The organism is Micromonospora sp. NPDC000121, from assembly GCF_042899165.1.
Classification (GTDB): domain Bacteria; phylum Actinomycetota; class Actinomycetes; order Mycobacteriales; family Micromonosporaceae; genus Micromonospora.
Window position 1 is genome coordinate 23867 of the sequence record NZ_JBIAZP010000002.1, and the last position, 17910, is coordinate 41776.

The window sequence follows — 17910 nt, forward strand, 5'->3', positions numbered from 1 at the left end:
CGACAGGGAGTCCGCCTCCGATGTACGCGATCGTCAAGACCGGCGGCAAGCAGTACAAGGTCGCCGAGGGCGACGTGATCGAGGTCGAGAAGCTCGCCGGTGCCCCCGGCGACGCGGTGCAGCTCACCGCGGTGCTCCTCGTCGACGGTGACGACCTGGTGACCGACGCGGCGAAGCTTGCCAAGGTCGCGGTGTCCGGCGAGATCGCCGCGCACACCAAGGGCCCGAAGATCCGGATCCACAAGTTCAAGAACAAGACCGGCTACCACAAGCGCCAGGGTCACCGCCAGCCGCTGACCCAGGTCAAGGTGACCGGCATCTCCAGCGGGAAGTAGGTCGTCCTCAGATGGCTCACAAAAAGGGTGCGTCCAGCTCGCGTAACGGTCGTGACTCCGCGGCCCAGCGGCTCGGCGTGAAGCGCTTCGGTGGTCAGGTCGTCAGCGCGGGTGAGATCCTCATCCGTCAGCGCGGCACCAAGTTCCACCCCGGTGACCTGGTCGGCCGCGGCGGGGACGACACGCTCTTCGCGCTGGCCGCCGGTTCGGTCCAGTTCGGCACCAAGCGCGGTCGCAAGACCGTAAGCATCGTGCCGCAGCAGTAGTTTCTCCGGCGCAGCGGGCCGCGGACCTCGTGTCCCGGCCCGCTGCGCCTTTTCTCGTGCGGGGCGTCGACCTCGCTGGAAGGATTGACGCCCGTGGCGACGTTCGTTGACCGGGTCGTCCTGCACCTGCAGGCCGGCGATGGCGGGCACGGTTGTGTCTCGATCCACCGGGAGAAGTTCAAGCCGTTCGGCGGCCCCGACGGCGGCAACGGCGGGCACGGCGGCAGCGTCTCCCTCGTGGTCGACCCGCAGGTGACGACGCTGCTCGACTTCCACTTCCGTCCGCACGTCAAGGCCGAGAACGGCAAGGGCGGCGCCGGGTCGAACCGGGACGGCGCGAACGGCCGCAACCTCGTGCTGAAGGTGCCGAACGGCACCGTGGTGCAGGCCCCCGACGGCACCGTGCTGGCCGACATGGTCGGCGCCGGCACGACCTTCGAGGTGGCCCGGGGCGGGCGCGGCGGCCGGGGCAACGCGTCGCTGGCCAACGCCCGGCGCAAGGCCCCCGGCTTCGCCGAGCTGGGCGAGCCCGGCGAGCAGCTCGACGTGGTGCTGGAGCTCAAGAGCGTCGCCGACATCGGCCTGGTGGGCTTCCCGTCGGCCGGCAAGTCGTCGCTGATCTCGGTGATCTCCGCCGCCAAGCCGAAGATCGCCGACTACCCGTTCACCACCCTGGTGCCCAACCTGGGCGTGGTCCGGGTGGACAACCACACCTTCACGGTCGCCGACGTGCCCGGCCTGATCCCGGGGGCGGCCACCGGCAAGGGCCTCGGCCTGGAGTTCCTCCGGCACATCGAGCGCTGCTCGGTGCTGGTGCACGTCATCGACACCGCCACCCTGGAGCCCGGCCGGGACCCGGTGGCCGACATCGACACCATCGAGGCCGAGCTGACCGAGTACGGCGGCTTGGCCGACCGGCCCCGGCTGGTGGCGCTGAACAAGGTCGACGTGCCGGACGGCCGGGACCTGGCCGAGATCGTCCGCCCCGACCTGGAGGAGCGCGGCTTCCGGGTGTTCGAGGTCTCCGCGGCCACCCGGGAGGGGCTGAAGGAGCTGACGTACGCCATGGCGGAGCTGGTGGAGCAGGCGCGCAGCGCCGCGCCGCCGGCCGAGCCGACCCGGATCGTGATCCGACCGAAGGCGGTCGACGACGCCGGCTTCACGATCGAGGCCGCGCCGGACGGCGCCTGGGTCGTGCGCGGCACCCGTCCCGAACGGTGGGTGCGACAGACGAACTTCGACAACGACGAGGCGGTGGGCTACCTGGCCGACCGGCTGGCGCGCCTGGGCGTCGAGGAGAAACTCGGCAAGGCCGGCGCGGAGCCGGGCGACCTCGTCCGGATCGGCGACCGCGAGTTCGACTGGCAGCCGACCCTCTACGCCGGCGTCGACTTCATCCCGGGCAACCGGGGCACGGACGTCCGGCTGGAGGAGAAGTCGACCCGCGCCTCCGCCGCGGAGCGGCTGGCGGCCCGCAAGGCCCGCCGGCAGCGACCGGCCGACGAGGTGGAGGCCGGCCCGTCGGACGAGGTCGGCCCGGTCGACGGGGTCGGGGAGGGCGACGCCGAATAGCTCGTCGCGCTCCGTGAGCGGGTCGACTGCCGGAAACCTGCCAGAAATCCGCGCCACCTAGCGTGGCCTGATGCTGATCGAGTCACGCCCCGCCACCGATCCGGAGATCGACGCCCTGGTCACTGCCCAGCAGCGCGAGCTGCGCGAGGCGGACGGCGGGTTGGACGGCCAGGCGACCGTGACCCACGACGACATCCGCTACCTCGTGGTGGTGGCCGACGGGCGGGCCATCGCCTGCGGCGGGCTCCAGGCGCTCGACGACGGCACCGGCGAGCTGAAGCGGATGTACGTCCGTCCGGCGTACCGGGGGCGGGGCATCGCCCGGCAGTTGCTGGCCGCGCTGGAGGAGTTGGCCTTCCGGCAGGGGCACGCGGTGGTCTGCCTGGAGACCGGCACGTACCTGCCGGCCGCGATCGGGCTCTACACCTCCTGCGGGTACGAGCCGATCCCGGTGTACGGCGAGTACGTGAGCAATCCGTACAGCGTCTGCTTCGCCAAGCGGCTGCGCGTGCCGGCCTGACGGTGCCCGCGCCCCGGCGCCGGCCGGCCGGTCAGTCGCCGGTGTGCCCGTGCGACACCGTGACCGGCTTCGACTCGGGCGAGGCGTGCTGGCGCAGGAAGATGCTCAGCACGATCAGCGTGCCGACGGCGAGGAACTCGCTCTGCCAGTTCTGCATGGACTGGAACCAGAACTCGCTGGTGCCGAGGAACTCCCAGACGCCGATCGGCGGCGCCCCGCTCTGCAGCGCCTGCTGCTCGTTGTACTCGGCGGTGCCGCCGAGCAGGTGGCCGACGAACGAGCCGGCGAAGATCAGCAGCAGGGCGATGGAGAGGCTGTTCCGGTAGACCAGCAGGGGCAGTCCGCCGACGCGTACCGGCCAGGGGGATTCGGGAGTGGCCCGGCGCTCGTCGTCCGCCGGTCGGTCGGTCTGCTCCAGCGGCTTCGACTCCGCCGACCCCCACTGCACCAGGTACGCGGTGAGCAGGACGTAGCCGCCCATCTGGAGGAACTCCGACTCCCAGTTCTCGAAGACCGACTCGAGGAAGTGCCCGCTGCGCAGGTACGCCGGCCAACTGGTCGGCGCGGCCCCGAACTCGGCCAGCTCCTCGTTGTGGGCGTGCCAACCGAACACGCTCTGCAGCATCAGGAACACGAGGAACGCGCCGAACATCACGATGGTCAGCGCGTGGTTGCGTAATCGGTGGGGCATGGCGATCTCCTCGTCGACGGGCCGCATCCTCCGTTGCCCGCACGGCGGACAGGGCAAACGCCGTGCGCGTGCCAGCGAGGGTCAGGGACGGTCGAAGGGATCGTCCAGCCGGGTGCCCATGCCGGCCTGGTTGGAGAGCAACAGACCAGCGGCGAGCATGCCGAAGCCGAGGAACAGGTGCAGCCAGTTGTCGGCGTCGTTGACCGGGATGACGTTCGCCACGCTCTCCTTGTTGATCGCGAAGCCGTACAGCCACAGGCCGAGGTAGAGCGCGCCACCGCCGGCGAGGAAGATCCGGGCCCCGGCAACGGTGCGGGCCAGCACCAGCCCGACCAGCCCGAAGCCCAGGTGCAGCGCGTTGTGCAGGATCGACACCTGGAACAGGCCGAGCAGCCGGGCCTCGGAGTGGTGACCGGCGAACGTCATGTCGCCGTAGTCGGTGGTGATGCCGGGGATGAACCCGAGCACCCCGACCAGGACGAAGACCCCGGCCGCGGCCACGGCGGCGAGCTGCACCCGGGGTTTCGGCCCCGCCGGGCCGCCGCGTGCGTTGCGTGCCATCGATGTCACCTCCGTGGACCCGCGGAACGCCCTGCCCGCGGCGCGGATCGCGGCGACCGGCCGTCACTGTCCGCGACGGCGTCGGCACCCGGCCCGACGATCCTCCATTTTGTAGTCCTTTCGGGACGGGCCGCAGGAGAAGTCACGAACGAGGTATGGAAACGGCGACGGAGGGTAGGTCAGAGGAGGCGACGGCAGTGACGGCCGGCGCATCCCCCCAGCACAACCGCGACGACTTTCCGAGCGGAAGGGACATCATGACTTACGATCTGTCACCCACGACTTCCACGTACGGGCAGGAGTCGACCAACGGCGGCGGTGTCCGCCAGCAGGCCCGTCAGGTCGGGTCGGAAGCGAAGCAGGCCGGCGGCGCCGTCGCCGAGACGGCCAAGGAGCAGGGCAGGGAGGTCGTCGGCGAGGCGGCCCGCCAGGCGCGCAACCTCTACGGCGAGGCCCGCAGCCAGGTCGCCAGCCAGGCCGGTGAGCAGCAGCGGCGCGCCGCCGGCGGGCTCCGCTCGCTGGCCGACGAGATGCGCTCGATGGCCGAGCACGGCGGTCAGGCCGGGCCGGTGAGCGAGATCGCCCGCCAGGCCGCCGACCGGGTGCACGGCGTGGCCGGCTGGCTGGAGCAGCGGGAGCCCGGTGACCTCATCGCGGAGGTGCGCGACTACGCGCGCCGCAACCCGGGCACCTTCCTCGTCGGCGCCGCCGTGCTGGGCGTGCTCGCCGGCCGGCTGACCAGGAACATCTCCGCCGCCGGCGACGGCCAGGGCAACGGCTACCCCGCGTACGGCTCGGGCGCCGGCTACGACCCGGACCGGACGGCCGTCATCCCGACGCCGGCCCGGCGCGCGGTGCCGGACGCCGTGCCGCCGGGCGGCTACCTGGACCCGACCCCGGGCGCGTACGCCGACCCGCAGACCACCACCAGCTACGCGGACCCGGCCGGTGGCGTCGGGCAGCCGCTGCCGCCGGTGACCCAGACCGATCCGTTGCCCGGCGTGCCGTCGAGCGGGAGCACCCGTCCGTGAGCCCACGAGTCATCCGAAGGGAGGCGGCGGCATGAGCATGCCGACGCAGGGGGCGGGGCTGAACTCCGGTCACCACCCCCACGACGCGGACGAGGTCCGGGGCAGCTCGATCGGTGAGCTGATGCGTCAGGTCACCACCGACCTGTCCACCCTGATGCGGCAGGAGGTCGAGCTCGCCAAGGCCGAGATCCGCCAGGAGGGCAAGAAGGCGGGCAAGGCCGCCGGCTTCTTCGGCGGCGCCGGCTTCGGCGGCTACATGGTGGCCCTGTTCCTGTCGCTGGCCCTCTGGGCCGGGCTGTCCAACGTGATCGACGCCGGCTGGGCGGCGCTGATCGTGGCCGTCATCTGGGGTGCGATCGCCGCGGTCCTCTACTCCATGGCCAAGAAGAACGCCGAGCGGATTCGCGGCCTCAAGCAGACCAACGAGAGCGTGCAGCGCATTCCCGACGCGCTCAAGCCCCACCCGCAGGAGGTCACCCGATGAGCACCGACCCGGACCAGATCCGCCGGGAGATCGAAGCCACCCGGAGCAACCTGAGCTCCGACGTGGACGCGCTGGCGTACAAGGTCAGCCCCGCCCGCATCGTCGACGACCGCAAGCAGCGGGTCCGCAACGCACTGCAGAATGTGAGGGACAAGGTGATGGGAACCGCTTCCGACCTGGGTCACAGCACCAAGCACGGCGCCCACTCGGTGGGCGACCACGCCTCGTCGGCGGCGTCGACGGTCAGCGACAAGGCGCACTCGGCGGCCTCGACGGTCAGCGACAAGGCGCACTCGGCCGCCTCGACGGTCAACGACGCCGCGCACCGGGCCCCGCACGTGATCCGGCAGAAGTCCGAGGGCAACCCCCTCGCCGCCGGCCTGATCGCCTTCGGCGTCGGCTGGCTCGCCTCCTCGCTGATCCCGGCCACCCGTCGTGAGCAGCAGGTGGCGACGCAGGTCAAGGAGAAGGCCGGCGAGCACGCCGGGGTGGTGAAGGAGAAACTGGGCGAGGTCGCCAGCGAGCTGAAGGAGGAGCTGCGCGAGCCGGCGCAGCACGCCACCGAGTCGGTGAAGTCCACCGCGCAGGACGCCGTGCACGCCGTCAAGGACGACACCCGCTCCGCCGCACAGGACGTGAAGGGCCAGGCGCAGCAGTCGCGCGAACAGGTGCGGTACTGACCGACCCGGTCACCGCACGCCGCAGCTCGCGGCCACTACCGGGAACGTTCCGGGGAGTGGCCGCGAGCTGTCGTGTGCGTCCCGGCCCGTACCCGCCCCGGCCGCCGCGATCGTGCGGTGGGCCCGCCTTCCGCGGGTCAGCGGAGGCGGCGGCGGAGGGTGCGGTCGAAGTGGGCGGCGCGCCGCACCCGGCCGCCGGCGTAGCGGACCCCGCCGAAGAGAAGCCGCCGGCCGAGGGCGAGCCAGCCGCACGTGCCGCGTTCCAGCACCCAGAACGGGGCGGCCAGGGCGGTGGTCGGCGGGAAGACCGCGGTGCCGCCGGCCCGGCGCCGGCCCGCCTCGGCCAGCAGCACGGTGGTCCCGGCCGCGCCGAGCAGCAGCCCCGGTCGCCGGGCCGCGACCGCCGCGGCCAGCGCCGGCAGGACCGCGAGCGAGGCCACCAGGCGGACCGGCTGGGCCAGGTCGTCGTACGCCTGGCGCACCCGCTGGCCGAGGAAGTGGGCGGTGTCGGGCGGCAGCCGGCGTACGTGCAGCCAGGCGGGTGCCGCCTCGGTGCCCCCGTACGCGCGCACGGTGCGGATCAGCTCCAGGTTCTCGAAGAGCACGTCCGGGTCGTAGCCGCCCATGGCGAGGAAGGTGCTCCGGCGTACCGCCAGGGTGCCGGGATAGTCGGCGCCGAGCGCCCGGTTGAGCAGGGTCCGCCCGGTGTCCCACCACGCGTGCCAGGGCAGCGGGTCGAAGTAGTTCTGCGGCCGGACCAGGTCCACCCGGTCGAGCAGCCGGTGCACGGCGCGCAGCCCCGCCTCGTCGTAGCGGACGTCGTCGTCGGCGATCACCACGTGCTCTTGCCGGGCCGCGCCGACGCCGGTGAGCACGCCGGTCACCTTCCCGTTGACGCCCCGGACGGCGGGATCGGGTGGCAGGTGCCGGACCAGCCCCCGCCAGGCCGCGCGGTGCCGGGCGAACAGCTCCGGCGGCGACCCGTCCACCACGGTCACGTCGACCCGCGAGCCGAGCCAGCGGAGGTAGCCGGTCAGCTCGGGCAGCCCGGCGTCGTCGGTCCAGCGCAGCGGCAGGACGTACGCGATCGGCAGGCCGCGGTCGTCGGCGCTCCCGGCCGTCGGCGTCGCGGTGGCGTGCCGGTCGTCGACGGGCCCGGCGGTGGGGGCGCTCACGGCCGCTCCGGGCGGCGGTAGACCGACACGTGGTCGCGGCTGTCGTCGGTGAACGGCCGCCCGGTCCAGTCCTCCCACCGGTGTTCCCGACGCATCCCGGCCAGCTCGGCCATCAGGTCCAGCTCGGCGGGCCAGGCGTAGCGGTGGTTGGCCGGCAGCAACCGCACCCCGGCGTTGCTGAGCAGGACCTTCGTCGTGGTCATCCGCTGCTCGGCGGGGTGCAGCAGGGCCGCCTCCAGCAGCACCGCGTCCTCGGCCACCCGCACCGGGCGCAGCGCCCCGCCGGCCCGGAAGGCCCCGGGATCGGGCACCCAGGCCTCGACCACGAACCGGCCGCCGGGGCGGAGGTGGGCGGCGGCGTTGCGGAAGCAGGCCACCTGGGCGGCCTGGTCCGGCAGCGCGAAGATCGTGTTGAACGCGAGCACCACCAGCGCGAACTCGCCGGGCACGCGGGTCTGCGCGAAGTCGCCGACGGCCACCTCGACCGCGTCGCCGCCGGGCTTCGCCCGTAATCCCGCGACCATCTCGGGGGAGCCTTCGATGCCGGCGACGGTCAGCCCCCGGGCGGCCAGCGGCAGCGCGAGCCGGCCGGTGCCGACGCCGAACTCGCACACCGGGCCGCCGTCCGCCAGCGCGGCCAGCCGCTCCACCGCGGCGTCCGGTGTGAGGTGGGCGTACGTCTCGTCGTAGACCTCGGCCACGTGCCGGCCGTACTCGCTGGAGTCGAAGGACAACGGTGTCTCCCGGTGACGGTGGGTGCCCGCAGCAGGTGCCCGCATATCGGCAGGTCAAACCGGTTCGCCGTTTCGGCCGGGCGGCGCCGGGTAGCGCAACGGAGGCGGGCAGTCCATCCCGGGCGCCCGGGTGGAGGAGACGTGATGACCAGCAACGGAACGAGGTGGGCGCTGCTCGGCGCCACCACGGTGACCGCGGTCGGCGTCGGCCGGGCGGTGGCCCGTCGGCGGCGCCGGCACCAGCCCGAGCGGCGCGACGGCTGGTACGTGGTGCGGCGCGGGGTGACCGTCGACCGGCCGGTCGAGGCGGTGATCGGCTTCTGGACCGACCGGGAGCGGATGGACCGGGCGCTGGCCGAGTGGGCGACCCTGGAGCAGCTCGACGACAACCGGTGGCGCTGCGTGGCGCGTGACCCGGACGGCGGCGGCACCGAGTGGCGCGCCGAGATCACCGTCGACGGCCCCGGCCGGCTGCGCTGGCGGGTGACCGACGGGCCGGCGCAGGAGGGCACCGTGGAACTGGCGCCCGCGCCCCAGGACCGGGGCACGGAGATCCGCGCCGAGTTGCGGTGGCGCTCCGGCCCGGTGCGCCGGGCGCTCGGCCTGGTCCGTGGCGACGAACCGGACCTGGCGCTGCGGGACGTGCTGCGCCGGGTGAAGTCGCTGGTGGAGTGCGGGCAGGTGATCGACACCCGGCGGGACCCGTCCGGGCGCGGCCCGGCCCAGGAGAAGGCGACCGACGAGGTCCGCGAGCGGCTGACGACGGGAGGACGGGCGTGAGGGCGCTCTGCTGGGAAGGCGTCGGCAAGCTGGCCGTACGCGACGTGCCCGAGCCGCGGATCCGCGCCGAGGGCGACATCATCGTCAAGGTGCGGGCCAGCAGCGTCTGCGGCTCCGACCTGCACCTGATAAACGGGTTCCTGCCGGCGATGCGGGAGGGCGACGTCCTCGGTCACGAGTTCATGGGCGAGGTGGTGGAGACCGGCCCCGGCGTACGGCGGCTGCGCGTCGGCGACCGCGTGGTGGTCGGCTCGGTGGTGGCCTGCGGCGGCTGCTGGTACTGCCGCACCGAGCAGTACTCGCTCTGCGACAACTCCAACCCCCAACCGGTCTTCATGGAGAAGCTCTGGGGGCACTCGCCGGCCGGCATCCTCGGTTACTCGCACGCCGCCGGGGGCTACTCCGGCAGCCACGCCGAGTACGTCCGGGTGCCGTTCGGCGACGTCGGGGCGTTCCCGGTCCCCGACGGCGTGGCCGACGACTCGGTGGTGTTCGCCTCCGACGCGATGCCCACCGGCTGGATGGCCGCCGACTTCTGTGGGCTGAAGGGTGGCGAGGTGGTCGCGGTCTGGGGCGCGGGCGGGGTCGGCCAGATGGCGGCCCGGGCCGCGCAGCTCCTCGGCGCCGAGCGCGTGATCGTCGTCGACCGGCTGCCGGAGCGGCTCGCCACCGCCGCCGACCGGCTCGGCGTGGAGACGGTCAACTACGCGGAGACCGACGTGCTGGAGGCGCTGCGGGAGATGACCGCCGGCCGAGGGCCGGACGCGTGCATCGAGGCCGTCGGCATGGAGTCCCACGACGTCGGCCCGGCGTACGCGTACGACAAGGCGAAGCAGACCGCCCGGTTGCAGACCGACCGCCCCACCTCCGTCCGGCAGGCGATCATGGCCTGCCGCAAGGGAGGCACGGTGAGCATCGTCGGCGTCTACGGCGGCCTGGTGGACAAGTTCCCGCTGGGCGCGGCGATGAACAAGGCGCTGGTGCTGCGGATGGGGCAGATGCACGCGCAGCGTTACATCCCGATGCTGCTGGACCGGCTCGCCGCCGGGGAGATCGACCCCGGCTACCTGGCCACCCACCCGATGCCGCTGGAGCAGGGCGCGCGCGGGTACGAGGTGTTCGAGAAGAAGCAGGATGGCTGCCTGCGTACCGTCCTGCACCCGGCCTGACCGGTCCGCGCCGCGGGGACCGGCCGGTCCCCGCGGCGCGGGCGCGGCGTCACTCAGGCGGTGCGGCGGACGTTCGTGATCACGAAGCCGCTGGGCGGCAGCGCCGGCATGCGGCTCAGGCTCAGCGCCAGGTCCTGCGGGGGCACGTCGTAGCGCATGGCGGTGGTCAGGTTCGTCACCGCCCGCTTCATCAGCTCGATGGTGATCCACTCACCGGCGCAGCGGTGGCCGGACAGGTGGTTCCCGCCGCCCTGGGGGACGAAGCGGAACGGGTCGCCCCGCCAGCCGGTGAAGCGCTCCGGGCGGAACCGCTCCGGCTCGGGCCAGAGGTCCGGGTGGTGGTCGGTGCCGTACAGGTCGAGCAGCACCCGCCGGCCGCGCGGGAAGTGGTAGCCCTGCCAGTCGAAGGAGCGGCGGACCCGGGCGACGGCCACCGGGAAGAAGGGGTAGAAGCGGCGTACTTCCTGCACGAAGCTCTCGGTGGCCTCCTCGCTCTCGCGGACCCGCTGCCGCCAGGAGGGGTGGTCGTGCAGCGCGAGCGCGGCGAACACGACGAACCGGTCGACGGCGACGGTGGGGCGCAGCACGTTGAGCAGTTCGACGGCCGCGATCCGGCGGGGGAGCAGCCGCCCGCGGGCGTCGCGGTGTTCGGCGATGACCCGCAGCGCGCTGCCCTCGGGCGCGGGGAGCGTGCCGACGCGTTCGCGGTCGATGACGCCGCCGATCCAGCGCTCGCCCCGGCGGCGGCCCAGCAGGCCGCGCCAGTGCCGGGGGCCGAGCGCCGCCGGGCCCTCGATCATCGCGTGCAGGTCTGCGGTGCGCCGGTCGACCTCGGTGGCGGCCAGCGGCACGCCCGCCCAGGCGCAGACCGCGCGGGTCAGCATCCGGGCGACCTCGTCGTACAGCACGACGGGCGCGCCCGACTCCCAGGTCGGGACGTGGGCCCGCCACTCGTCGTCGAAGAGCTGGCCGAGCTGCCGGACCGCGGCCGGCGCCATGATCGACATGAACATGGCCTTGCGGTCGCCGTGCTCCGCGGCGTCCAGACCCTGCACGCCGCCCCGGCCGGTGAGGGTGCGCTGCCCCCGGAGCGGCATCGCACCCGCGCGGACGAAGCGCTCGGTGTCGTAGAACAGCTCGGCCGCCGGGCGGCCGCGCAGGCAGATGGTGGGCCGTAGCAGCAGCCGGGCCTGGAAGATGTCGCTGCCGTGGCGGTCGCAGCGCCGGCCGACGAAGCGGTAGCCGTCGCGCAGGAACGCCACCGAGCTCTCCGGGCTGCGCTCCGTCGGGATGGTCGCCATCGGGCCTCCTGGCAGGGGCGGCGGCCGTTGCCGGCCAGCCGGATCTCTCGTCGATGCCTCTGCGTCTACCCAGGCCGGCGTGGCGCAATCCCGCGGCAGGCCGGCGGGCGGCCGGGCTGGCCGGCGGGCGGGGAGGGGCCAGCGCACGGCGCACCCGCTGGCCCCTCCCAGGGGCGCGGAAAGCTGGTTGGCTCGGGGAGAGCGGCCCGGCGGGGCCGCCGACGGCGTGCCGACGGCCGGCAGCCGGGCCGGAACCCGGGCGGGTCGCCCGAGGAGGGCCGCGCCCACGATCGCCACGGGGAGGACGAATGCGGGACAACAGGCCGCCGTACTGGCGGCAGCGGCAGGCGCTGGAGGTGCTCGGCGCGGCACGGGACGCGGCCGGCGCCCCGTTGATCGCGTCGCCCCGCCGCCCGGCCCGGCCGGGCAGGTTCTTCACCGTGCACCTCGGCTTCACCGCGCCCGACCTGGAGTCGGCCCGGGAGATCGCCGTCGGGTACGCGGAGGCGCTGAGCCTGCTGCGACCCGAGTTGGCCCTGGGCGCGTCGGCGCTGTCGCCGGCCGAGGCGTGGCAGCAGGCCGAGCGGCTGTTCTGCGGTGCGTCCGGGCCGGACGGCGAGCGCTGCGCCGACGTGGCCGGCCACCCCGGCTTCCACCACGCCCCCGGCCCCGGCGGGCTCGGCTGGGGCGACGGCGACTAGGGGCGTCCACGGAATGACTAGGCCCCTGCCCGCCCCGCACCCGGGGCGGACAGGGGCCGGCGGTGCGGGTCGCCGACCGACCCGACCGGCGTCTCCGGCTCAGTCCAGGTCGAACTCGCCGTCCTGGGCGCCGGCGACGAAGGCGTCCCACTCGGCCTGCGTGAAGACCAGCACCGGGCCGTCCGGCTCGGCGGAGTTGCGCATGCCGATCAGGTCGTCGACGAAGGCCACCTCGACGGCGCTCTCGGAGGTGTCGCCTTCGGCCCGCTGCCAGACCGCCCGGGAGAGGTCGAAGTCGCCCTTGGGGTGCGAAGCCATGGTTCAGTCCTCCAGTGCCACGGGGAAATGGGGAAACACGTGCGGATCCCCATCGGGCAGGATAAGCGGATGCCGAGCCTGACCCGTGTAGAGGCGACCGCGCGTGGCGCGGCGATTACTGTCGAGTCCTACCAGGTGGACCTCGACCTGACCGGCGACGGCGAGCGGTTCCGCTCGACCGCCACCATCCGGTTCCGGGCCGCCGCCGGCGCGCAGACCTTCGTCGAGGTCAAGCCCGCGGAGCTGCTGACCGTACGCCTCAACGACCGGGACCTCGACCCGGCCGCGCTGGCCGACGGTCGGTTCCCGCTGGCCGACCTGGCGGCGGAGAACACGCTCACCGTCACCGCCGAGATGGCGTACTCGAACACCGGCGAGGGGATGCACCGCTTCGTCGACCCGGCCGACGGCGAGACGTACCTGTACGCGATGTCCTTCCTGGACGAGGCGCCGCGCATCTTCGCCGCCTTCGACCAGCCCGACCTGAAGGCCCCGGTGACGCTCTCGGTCACCGCCCCGGCGCAGTGGACGGTCGCCGCCAACGGGGCGCTCGCCGCGAACCCCCGGCCGGGGCGCTGGGAGTTCGCCCCCACCGCCCCGCTGGCCACGTACTTCTTCTCGGTGGTCGCCGGCCCCTGGCACGTCCGCCGCGACTCCCACGACGGCATCCCGCTCGGCGTGTACTGCCGCCGCTCCCTCGCCGCCCACCTGGACGCCGACCTCGACGAGATCCTCACCGTCACGAAGCAGTGCCTCGACCGCTTCCACGAGCTGTTCGCCGAGCGCTATCCGTTCGGCAAGTACGACCAGGCGTTCGTGCCCGAGTTCAACGCCGGCGCGATGGAGAACCCCGGCCTGGTCACCTTCCGGGACGACTACGTGTTCCGTTCGGCGGTCACCGACAGCCAGCGCGAGGTGCGCGCCACCACCATCGCCCACGAGATGGCGCACATGTGGTTCGGCGACCTGGTCACTATGCGTTGGTGGGACGACCTCTGGCTGAACGAGTCCTTCGCCGAGTACCTGGGCACCCGGGTGACCGCCGAGGCGACCCGCTTCGACCGGGCCTGGACGACCTTCGCGATCCGCCGCAAGTCCTGGGGCTACACCGCCGACCAGCGGCCGTCGACCCACCCTGTCGCCCCGGCGAAGGTCGCCGACGCCGCCGAGGCCCTGCTCAACTTCGACGGCATCTCGTACGCCAAGGGGGCCAGCGTGCTGCGGCAGCTCGTCGCCTGGCTGGGCGACGAGGCGTTCCTCGCCGGGCTGAACGCGCACTTCGCGAAGCACCGGTTCGGCAACGCCACGCTGACCGACCTGCTGGCCGCCCTCGGCGACGCCGGCGGGCGGGACCTGGGCGCCTGGGCCGACCGCTGGCTGCGCAGCGCGCAGGTCAACACGCTGCGCATCGAGACCTCGGTGGACGCCGACGGGCGCTGGCGGGACGCGGCGATCGTGCAGACCGCCCCCGCGTCGCACCCGGTGCTGCGCCCGCACCGCGTCGGCGTGGGCCGGTACGCCGACGGCGCGGCGAGCCGGTTCGAGGTCGACCTGGACCCGGCCGCCGACGGCGGGCGGACCACGCTGACCCCGCTGCTCGGCGAGCCGGCCACCGGGCTGCTGCTGCCGAACGACGGCGACCTGACCTTCGCCAAGATCCGCCTCGATCCGGCTTCGGCCGACGCGGTGCCCATGCTGCTGCCGGGGCTCGCCGACCCGCTGGCCCGGGCGCTGCTCTGGGGCGAGGCGCTCGACGCGGCCACCGACGGGGAGCGCCCGGTCACCTCGCTGGTCGCCCTGGTCGCCGCGGCGCTGCCCGCCGAGACGGAGGTGACGATCGCCGAGGAGGTGCTCACCCTGAGCCGCCGGCTGATCGACCGCTACCTCGACCCGCTCGCCCGGGACGCCGCCCTGCTCCGGGTCGCCGGGGCGTGCGCGGCGCTGCTCGCCGGGGCGCCGGCCGGGGGCTCGTTGCAGCTCGCCGCCGCCCGTGGCCTGATCGCGGCCACCACCGACACCGGGCTGCTCGCGGGGTGGCTGGCCGGTGACGGCGTGCCGGAGGGCCTGGCCGTCGACGCCGACCTGCGGTGGGCGCTGCTGCTGCGCCTGGTGGTGCTGGGCGCGGCCGGCGAGGCGGAGATCGCCGCCGAGGCGGCCGCGGACCGTAGCGCCACCGGGGCGGAGCGGGCCGCGTGCTGCCGGGCGGCGCTGCCGGACGGGGAGGCCAAGCGGGTCGCCTGGGAGATCGTGGTGCGCAACACCGAGCTGTCCAACCGCCTCGTGGAGGCGACCGCGGAGGGCTTCTGGCAGCCAGAGCAGGCCGAGCTGACCGCCCCGTACGTCGAGCGGTACTTCGCCGACATGCCGGCGGCGGCGAAGCTGCGTACGCCCTGGGTGGCCGACGACGTCACCGTGCGGGCCTTCCCCCGCTACGCCGTGGCGCAGCCCACGCGGGAGCTGGCCGCGGCCCTGCTGGCCCGGGACGACCTCACGCCCGGCCTGCGGCGCTGGGTCACGGACCTGGACGACGACCTGCGCCGGGCGCTGGTGGCCCGGACGGCGACGGCGGCCGCGTCGGCCTGAGCGGACCGGTGGTCGGGACGGCCGGCGGCCCCGGGTCGCCGTCGGCCGTGCCCGGCCTACGATCATCGGATGGAGGAGGACATCCGGCGGATCGGCATCATGGGCGGGACCTTCGATCCGATCCACCACGGGCACCTCGTCGCGGCCAGCGAGGTGGCGGACCGGTTCGGCCTGGACGAGGTGGTCTTCGTCCCCACCGGCCAGCCGTGGCAGAAGGCGGACCAGACGGTCACCCCGGCCGAGGACCGCTACCTGATGACGGTGATCGCCACCGCCTCCAACCCGCGCTTCCAGGTCAGCCGGGTCGACATCGACCGGGGCGGGCCCACCTACACGGTCGACACGCTGCGCGACCTGCACGCCGAGTACGGCCCGAAGGCGCAGCTCTTCTTCATCACCGGGGCCGACGCCCTGGAGAAGATCCTCTCCTGGAAGGACCTGGACGAGATCTTCGAGCTGGCCCACTTCATCGGGGTGACCCGGCCCGGTTTCGAGCTCACCGACGCGCACCTGCCCGCCGACACGGTGAGCCTGGTGCAGGTCCCGGCGATGGCCATCTCGTCGACGAACTGCCGGGCGCGGGTCGCCCGCGGGGAGCCGGTCTGGTACCTCGTGCCGGACGGTGTGGTGCAGTACATCGCCAAACGGCGCCTCTACCAGCAGTGATTCGACCGTTATCAGGTGGTTCGGCCGGGTAACGCGTCAGAACTGACGAGTCGGGATTCCGCCGTGTGTGAGACGCTTGGAGGATCGCACGGTTGATCGAAGGAGAACGGTGACAGTTTCCGAACGCGCTCACGAGTTGGCGATCGCCGCCGCCCAGGCCGCGGCCGACAAGAAGGCGCAGGACATCGTCATCATCGACGTGGGCGACCAGCTCGCCATCACCGACGCGTTCCTGCTCGCCGCCGCACCGAACGAGCGTCAGGTGCTCGCCATCGTCGACGCCATCGAGGAGCGCCTGCTCCAGCTGCCGGAGAAGGCCAAGCCGGTCCGGCGCGAGGGCGAGCGGGGCGGCCGGTGGGTGCTGCTGGACTACGTCGACATCGTGGTGCACGTCCAGCACACCGAGGAGCGCGAGTTCTACGCCCTCGACCGGCTGTGGAAGGACTGCCCGACGATCCCGTTCGTCGACCGGGACCTGGTCGACGCCGAGTCCGGCACCGGCTCCGCCACCGCGGAATGACCCGCCTGATCATCTGGCGGCACGGCAACACGGACTGGAACGCCGCCAGCCGGGTCCAGGGGCAGACCGACGTGCCGCTGAACGACCTCGGCCGCGAGCAGGCCCGCACCGCCGCGCCCCTGCTCGCCGCGCTGCGGCCCGACGCCATCGTCGCCAGCGACCTGAGCCGCGCCGCGGACACCGCCGCCGCGCTCGCGGCGCTGACCGGGCTGCCGGTACGCACCGACCCGCGGCTGCGGGAGCGGCACTTCGGGCTCTGGCAGGGCCTCGTGCTCACCGAGGCGGCCGAGCGGCACCCCGTCGAGTTCGCCCGCTGGCGGGCCGGTGACCCGGATCCGGGCTCCGGCATCGAGACCCTCGACGACCTCGGCAAGCGGGTCGGCGCCGCGTTCCAGGACGCCGCCGACCTCGCCCCCGGCGGCACGGTCGTGGTGGCCACCCACGGCGGCGGCGCCCGGCAGGGCGTCGGCCAGCTGCTCGGCTGGGAGCACGTGGTGCTGCGTACCGTGGGGTCGCTGTCCAACTGCCACTGGACGGAGCTGCGGCACGACGACGCCCGGGGTTGGCACCTGCGCGCCCACAATGTCGGCCTGATCACTGTGCCGGCCACCACCGAGGCCGTCTGACCCCGGCGATCCCCGCCGAGATCGGCTAGCGTGCCGGGCATGCCCGTCGCGGTCGTCACCGACTCCACCGCCTATCTCCCGCCCGAGCTGCTGCACGCCCGCCGGCTGACAGTGGTGCCGCTGACCGTCGTGCTCAACGGCGCGGAGGGGCTGGAGGGGGTGGAGACCACCCCGGCCGACGCCACCCGGGCGCTCGGCGGGCGGCGGGTCTCGGTGAGCACCTCCCGCCCCGCCCCCGAGCAGTTCGCGCGGACGTACCGGGAGCTGCTCGACGCCGGCGCCGACGGGATCGTCTCGGTGCACCTGTCGGCCGAGCTCTCCGGGACGGTGGAGGCCGCCCGCCTGGCGGCCGCCGACTTCGACGACCGGGTCGCCGTGGTCGACAGCCGCTCGACCGGCATGGGCCTGGGCTTCCCGGCCGTCGCCGCCGCCACGGCGGCCGAGCGGGGCGGGGCCCTTCCGGCCGTACGCGACGCCGCGCTGGCGGCGGTCGACCGCACCAGCATCTGGTTCTACGTGGACACGCTGGAGTTCCTGCGCCGGGGCGGTCGGATCGGCGCCGCGGAGGCGCTGCTCGGCACCGCGCTGTCGGTCAAGCCGATCATGCACATGCCGGACGGGGCGATCGTCGTCAGGGACAAGGTACGCACCGCCAGCCGGGGCGTGGCCCGGCTCGTCGACCTGGCCGTCGAGGCGGCCGGCGACGACGACGTCGACCTGGCCGTGCACCACCTGGCCGCGCCGCAGCGGGCCGAGGCGCTGCTGGAGACCCTGACCGCCCGGCTGGGCGACCGCCTGCACCACGCGTACGTCTCGGAGGCGGGCGCGGTGGTCGCCGCGCACGCCGGGCCGGGCCTGGCCTGCGTGGTCGTGCACCGCCGGCCGCCCGCCGTCGGCTGACGTCGGCTCCGGGTCGTGCGCCGCCGGCCGCCCGCTGTCGACTGACGTCGGTTCCGGGACGCCCGCGTCGCGTCAACAGGACGACCGCCTCCGCCGCGGCCGGGTTCACCTCGGCCGCGCCGGACCGGCTGTTCGGCACCCTCATGGTCGACGGTGGACGGTCGGTGCTCGGGTGTCGATCCGCAGGCGCACCGACCTGCGGTTTCCGGGGCGCTAGCACAACGTGGGCATGATCAGGGCGTTGTCCACAGGTGGCTCCGCCGTCCACAGCCGGGCGAGCGCCCGACCATCGGGCCG

Annotated in this window: 21 protein-coding genes; 15 read left to right on the forward strand and 6 right to left on the reverse strand. The window is 73.9% G+C overall.

Annotation, left to right across the window (positions count from 1 at the left end):
- Positions 1-20 precede the first annotated feature (20 nt).
- The 4 genes from rplU to ACFY23_RS06080 all read left to right on the forward strand — a co-directional run bounded on the left by rplU (position 21) and on the right by ACFY23_RS06080 (position 2693).
- Entirely contained in the window at positions 21-335 is a 315-nt protein-coding gene (rplU, locus tag ACFY23_RS06065; RefSeq protein ID WP_350686662.1) for a 50S ribosomal protein L21, read from the forward strand.
- Between the two features lie 11 nt (positions 336-346).
- Positions 347-601 (forward strand): 50S ribosomal protein L27, encoded by a 255-nt coding sequence (gene rpmA, locus ACFY23_RS06070; protein WP_013288010.1) that lies wholly within the window; start codon positions 347-349, stop codon positions 599-601.
- 93 nt (positions 602-694) lie between these two features.
- Positions 695-2173, forward strand: a complete 1479-nt coding sequence (gene obgE / locus ACFY23_RS06075) for a GTPase ObgE (protein ID WP_350686661.1) — start codon at positions 695-697, stop codon at positions 2171-2173.
- A 70-nt stretch (positions 2174-2243) separates the two neighbouring features.
- On the forward strand, positions 2244-2693 hold the full coding sequence (locus tag ACFY23_RS06080) for a GNAT family N-acetyltransferase (RefSeq protein WP_350686659.1): 450 nt from the start codon (positions 2244-2246) through the stop codon (positions 2691-2693).
- Between the two features lie 31 nt (positions 2694-2724).
- Here ACFY23_RS06080 and ACFY23_RS06085 read toward each other — a convergent pair whose 3' ends face one another.
- Both ACFY23_RS06085 and ACFY23_RS06090 read right to left on the reverse strand, forming a co-directional pair.
- The gene (locus ACFY23_RS06085; RefSeq protein ID WP_350686657.1) at positions 2725-3384 is read right to left on the reverse strand and encodes a DUF6766 family protein; all 660 of its coding nucleotides are present in this window, start codon (positions 3382-3384) and stop codon (positions 2725-2727) included.
- A gap of 81 nt (positions 3385-3465) precedes the next feature.
- The gene (locus tag ACFY23_RS06090) at positions 3466-3945 is read right to left on the reverse strand and encodes a DUF4383 domain-containing protein (RefSeq protein WP_350686655.1); all 480 of its coding nucleotides are present in this window, start codon (positions 3943-3945) and stop codon (positions 3466-3468) included.
- Positions 3946-4202: 257 nt separating this feature from the next.
- Between ACFY23_RS06090 and ACFY23_RS06095 the strand changes: the two genes are divergently transcribed.
- From ACFY23_RS06095 to ACFY23_RS06105, 3 genes are read left to right on the forward strand one after another with little or no spacing between them, the layout of a single operon-like run.
- The gene (locus ACFY23_RS06095; protein ID WP_350686653.1) at positions 4203-4976 is read left to right on the forward strand and encodes a hypothetical protein; all 774 of its coding nucleotides are present in this window, start codon (positions 4203-4205) and stop codon (positions 4974-4976) included.
- Between the two features lie 31 nt (positions 4977-5007).
- A complete protein-coding gene (locus ACFY23_RS06100; RefSeq protein WP_350686652.1) occupies positions 5008-5460 on the forward strand; it encodes a phage holin family protein in 453 nt (150 codons plus the stop codon).
- Positions 5457-6140 carry a DUF3618 domain-containing protein gene (locus tag ACFY23_RS06105; protein ID WP_350686651.1) on the forward strand — a complete coding sequence of 228 codons (684 nt, stop codon included), beginning with the start codon at positions 5457-5459 and terminating at the stop codon, positions 6138-6140. Before ACFY23_RS06100 ends, ACFY23_RS06105 begins: the two co-directional genes overlap by 4 nt.
- Before the next feature lie 137 nt (positions 6141-6277).
- Here the strand turns inward: ACFY23_RS06105 and ACFY23_RS06110 are convergent, their stop codons facing one another.
- Positions 6278-7315 carry a glycosyltransferase family 2 protein gene (locus tag ACFY23_RS06110; protein WP_350819619.1) on the reverse strand — a complete coding sequence of 346 codons (1038 nt, stop codon included), beginning with the start codon at positions 7313-7315 and terminating at the stop codon, positions 6278-6280.
- The gene (locus ACFY23_RS06115) at positions 7312-8049 is read right to left on the reverse strand and encodes a class I SAM-dependent methyltransferase (RefSeq protein WP_350687213.1); all 738 of its coding nucleotides are present in this window, start codon (positions 8047-8049) and stop codon (positions 7312-7314) included. Before ACFY23_RS06115 ends, ACFY23_RS06110 begins: the two co-directional genes overlap by 4 nt.
- Before the next feature lie 144 nt (positions 8050-8193).
- On the opposite strand from ACFY23_RS06115, the gene ACFY23_RS06120 reads away from it, so the two are divergent.
- Together ACFY23_RS06120 and ACFY23_RS06125 are read left to right on the forward strand one after the other, a co-directional pair.
- Positions 8194-8829, forward strand: a complete 636-nt coding sequence (locus tag ACFY23_RS06120) for a cyclase (RefSeq protein WP_350687215.1) — start codon at positions 8194-8196, stop codon at positions 8827-8829.
- Entirely contained in the window at positions 8826-9998 is a 1173-nt protein-coding gene (locus ACFY23_RS06125; RefSeq protein WP_350687216.1) for a zinc-dependent alcohol dehydrogenase, read from the forward strand. Before ACFY23_RS06120 ends, ACFY23_RS06125 begins: the two co-directional genes overlap by 4 nt.
- Before the next feature lie 53 nt (positions 9999-10051).
- On the opposite strand, the gene ACFY23_RS06130 is transcribed toward ACFY23_RS06125, so the two are convergent.
- Entirely contained in the window at positions 10052-11299 is a 1248-nt protein-coding gene (locus ACFY23_RS06130) for a cytochrome P450 (RefSeq protein ID WP_350819617.1), read from the reverse strand.
- Positions 11300-11607: 308 nt separating this feature from the next.
- Here ACFY23_RS06130 and ACFY23_RS06135 point away from each other — a divergent pair, with 308 nt between their 5' ends.
- Positions 11608-12000 (forward strand): hypothetical protein, encoded by a 393-nt coding sequence (locus tag ACFY23_RS06135; protein ID WP_350686460.1) that lies wholly within the window; start codon positions 11608-11610, stop codon positions 11998-12000.
- A gap of 99 nt (positions 12001-12099) precedes the next feature.
- Here the strand turns inward: ACFY23_RS06135 and ACFY23_RS06140 are convergent, their stop codons facing one another.
- On the reverse strand, positions 12100-12318 hold the full coding sequence (locus ACFY23_RS06140; RefSeq protein WP_088992395.1) for a DUF397 domain-containing protein: 219 nt from the start codon (positions 12316-12318) through the stop codon (positions 12100-12102).
- Between the two features lie 69 nt (positions 12319-12387).
- Here ACFY23_RS06140 and pepN point away from each other — a divergent pair, with 69 nt between their 5' ends.
- The 5 genes from pepN to ACFY23_RS06165 all read left to right on the forward strand — a co-directional run bounded on the left by pepN (position 12388) and on the right by ACFY23_RS06165 (position 17613).
- Complete coding sequence (pepN, locus tag ACFY23_RS06145; RefSeq protein WP_350686459.1) at positions 12388-14901, forward strand: aminopeptidase N; 2514 nt, start codon at positions 12388-12390, stop codon at positions 14899-14901.
- 69 nt (positions 14902-14970) lie between these two features.
- Entirely contained in the window at positions 14971-15567 is a 597-nt protein-coding gene (gene nadD, locus ACFY23_RS06150) for a nicotinate-nucleotide adenylyltransferase (RefSeq protein ID WP_350686458.1), read from the forward strand.
- Positions 15568-15676: 109 nt separating this feature from the next.
- Positions 15677-16087, forward strand: a complete 411-nt coding sequence (gene rsfS / locus ACFY23_RS06155; protein ID WP_350686457.1) for a ribosome silencing factor — start codon at positions 15677-15679, stop codon at positions 16085-16087.
- Positions 16084-16713 (forward strand): histidine phosphatase family protein, encoded by a 630-nt coding sequence (locus ACFY23_RS06160; RefSeq protein ID WP_350686455.1) that lies wholly within the window; start codon positions 16084-16086, stop codon positions 16711-16713. Before rsfS ends, ACFY23_RS06160 begins: the two co-directional genes overlap by 4 nt.
- Before the next feature lie 39 nt (positions 16714-16752).
- Positions 16753-17613, forward strand: coding sequence for a DegV family protein (locus tag ACFY23_RS06165; protein ID WP_350686453.1), 861 nt, complete (start codon positions 16753-16755; stop codon positions 17611-17613).
- Positions 17614-17910 lie beyond the last annotated feature (297 nt).